At 62.3% G+C, this 2,479-nt stretch carries 2 protein-coding genes; both read right to left on the bottom strand.

Features of this window, described 5'->3' with window-relative positions:
* Positions 1 to 133 precede the first annotated feature (133 nt).
* Entirely contained in the window at positions 134 to 862 is a 729-nt protein-coding gene (gene istB / locus C8N34_RS25695; protein ID WP_028030902.1) for an IS21-like element helper ATPase IstB, read from the bottom strand.
* On the bottom strand, positions 862 to 2,361 hold the full coding sequence (gene istA / locus C8N34_RS25690) for an IS21 family transposase (protein ID WP_108131065.1): 1,500 nt from the start codon (positions 2,359 to 2,361) through the stop codon (positions 862 to 864). Before istA ends, istB begins: the two co-directional genes overlap by 1 nt.
* Positions 2,362 to 2,479: the final 118 nt, after the last annotated feature.

The following is a 2,479-nucleotide window of genomic DNA, read 5'->3' as shown; positions in this document are numbered from 1 at the left end:
TGTCAATCGGCATCCAAACGGGCCCCCCGATCGGCGCCCAAAAGTGACCCCTTTGGCTCGCGGTTGAGCAGGCCCGTGGCGGCGTAGCTTTCCAGCTGGCGCAGCCGACGCGGGCCTGCGTTTCGGAGGGGGTTCAGGCTCGGGTTTTGATGCGCCAGCTGTCGTTGCCGGTCTCGACGATATCGCAGTGGTGGGTGAGGCGATCGAGCAGCGCGGTGGTCATCTTCGCGTCCCCGAAGACGGTCGGCCACTCGCCGAATGCGAGGTTGGTGGTGACGATGACGGAAGTCTGCTCGTAGAGTTTGCTGATCAGATGGAACAGCAACTGGCCGCCGGACTGCGCGAATGGGAGGTATCCGAGTTCATCGAGGATGACGAAGTCGAGGCGCATCAGATGTTCCGCAAGCCGGCCCGCCCGTCCAGCACGGGCCTCGGCCTCCAGCCTGTTCACCAGGTCGACGACATTGAAGAACCTGCCCCGGGCACCATTGCGGATGACCGCACGCGCGATCGCCACGGAGATATGGGTCTTGCCGGTCCCCGTGCCGCCAACCAGCACGACATTGCGCTGTTGGCTGAGGAACTCTCCACTGGCCAGATCGCGCACCAGGGTCTCGTTGATCGGGGTGTCATCGAAGGTGAACTCCTCGATCTCCCGGGCATAGGGCAGCTTGGCGGTGGTGATCTGGTATTTGACCGACCGCGCTTTCTTCTCGTTGATCTCGGCGGCCAGAAGATCTCCAACGATCTGGCGGGGTTCGTGCTGGCGGCGCACAGCGACCGCCATGAGTTCGTCATAAGCGGCGCGCATCCCGTAGAGCTTCAACTCGCCCATTGCGGCCATGATGTCAGCACGATCCATCAGCTGGCCCTCCGCAGCAGGTCATAACGGGCGCAGTCCGCCACCGGTTCATGGGTCAGGCGCAAGGCCGGAGAGGTCAGCAGGAGAGGCGGCGGTTCCGGATCGCGCCTGCGAGACAGGATATTGAGGATCACATCGGCGGAGTGAACGCCCTGCGAGAGGGCTTCGGCGCATGCCTTTTGCACCGCAGGCATCCCTTCCGTCAGCACCGCGCCGAGGATCTTCACCATCTGGCGGTCGCCATCCGAGGAACCCTGCAGCTTACGGCGGATCTGTTCGAGCGCTCCGGGAAGAACCCAGTCCTTGAACGGTGCGCCGTTACGCAGCGCACCGGGTTTGCGAAGCAAAACAGGCACATAATGCCAGGGATTGTAGACCGTTCGGTCCCGGCCGAAGTGGCGCGGGTGGTCTCCGACCAGTCGACCCTCCTGCCGGATCTCGATCCGCTCAGCATAGGCCCTGATCTCGACCTGCCGCCCGACAGCCGTTGCCGCAACCGAGTATTTGTTATTGTCGAAGCGCACGAGACAGGTCTTCGACACCGCCGCAGGCAGCGAATGGAATCCGTCGAAGCGCCCGGCATAAGGAACAAGGTGCGGGCGCTCTTCCTGGAAGACCTGCCAGACGGTTTTGTCCGTCAGCTCCGGATGCTTGCTGCTTCTGGCCGATGCGATGCACTTGTCCAGCAGCCAGGCATTCAGTTCCTCGTAGCTTTTGACCCGGACGCGGGGCGAGAAGAACCGCTGGCGGACCGTGCCGACCTGGCTCTCCACCTGGCCTTTCTCCCAACCCGAGGCAGGGGTGCAGGCAACAGGTTCGACCAGATAATGGCTGGCCATCTGCAGGAACCGGCGATTGTAGAGACGTTCCTTGCCGGTGAAGATGGTCTCCACCGCCGTCTTCATGTTGTCGTAGATCCCGCGGGTGCAGGTGCCCTTGAAGAAGGCAAAAGCCCTGTCGTGGGCGTCGAACACCATCTCCTGCGTCTCACGCGGATAGGCGCGAACGAAGAACATCCGGCTGTGGCACAGGCGAACATGGACCACTTTGATGGTGGTCGTCGCCCCATCGATCACCACAACCTCGTGGCTCCAGTCAAACTGATAGGCTTCGCCGGGCGCAAAGCTCAGGGGCACGAAAGCAGAAGAGGCACCCGAGCTCTGATTGCGCGCCCAGTTCGAGGCGTAGCGGCGCACCGCGTCATACCCACCTTCATAACCGAGACCGCTCAGCTCTTCGTAGATCTGTGTCAAAGACTGCCGTTCCCGGCTGACCCGCGCGGCGTTGACCTCCAGCAGCCGGTTGAGTTCCCCCAGCCAGGCACCCAGCTTCGGGCGCGGCTGCACCGTTCGGGTGTAGGTGAACTCGGTAATCCCGGTGCGGATCACCTTCCGCACCACCTTCTTCGACAGCTTCAGGTCACGGCAGATCGTCTTGATCCCCTTGCCCTCAGTAAAATGCAGCCGCCTGATTTTTGCGATTGTCTCCACGATCAGCATCCCGTGCTCGGCCTCCGATAATCATCGAAGGCACAATGGACCCAACCCCCGGTCGGTGGGGTCCCTTTTGGACGCCGATCACCCCAGAAGCGGGGTCCTTATTGCAAGCCGTTCAACA

The sequence above is a fragment of the Gemmobacter caeni genome (assembly GCF_003054195.1).
In the GTDB taxonomy this organism is placed as follows: domain Bacteria; phylum Pseudomonadota; class Alphaproteobacteria; order Rhodobacterales; family Rhodobacteraceae; genus Gemmobacter; species Gemmobacter caeni.
Note: the sequence above shows the minus strand (reverse complement) of the source record. Positions and strands in the feature narration are given on the sequence as shown.

What these genes read in the sequence shown, in the direction of transcription:
- istB (WP_028030902.1), bottom strand. Translation starts at nt 862, where the DNA reads ATGGATCGTGCTGACATCATGGCCGCAATGGGCGAGTTGAAGCTCTAC.
- istA (WP_108131065.1), bottom strand. Translation starts at nt 2,361, where the DNA reads ATGCTGATCGTGGAGACAATCGCAAAAATCAGGCGGCTGCATTTTACT.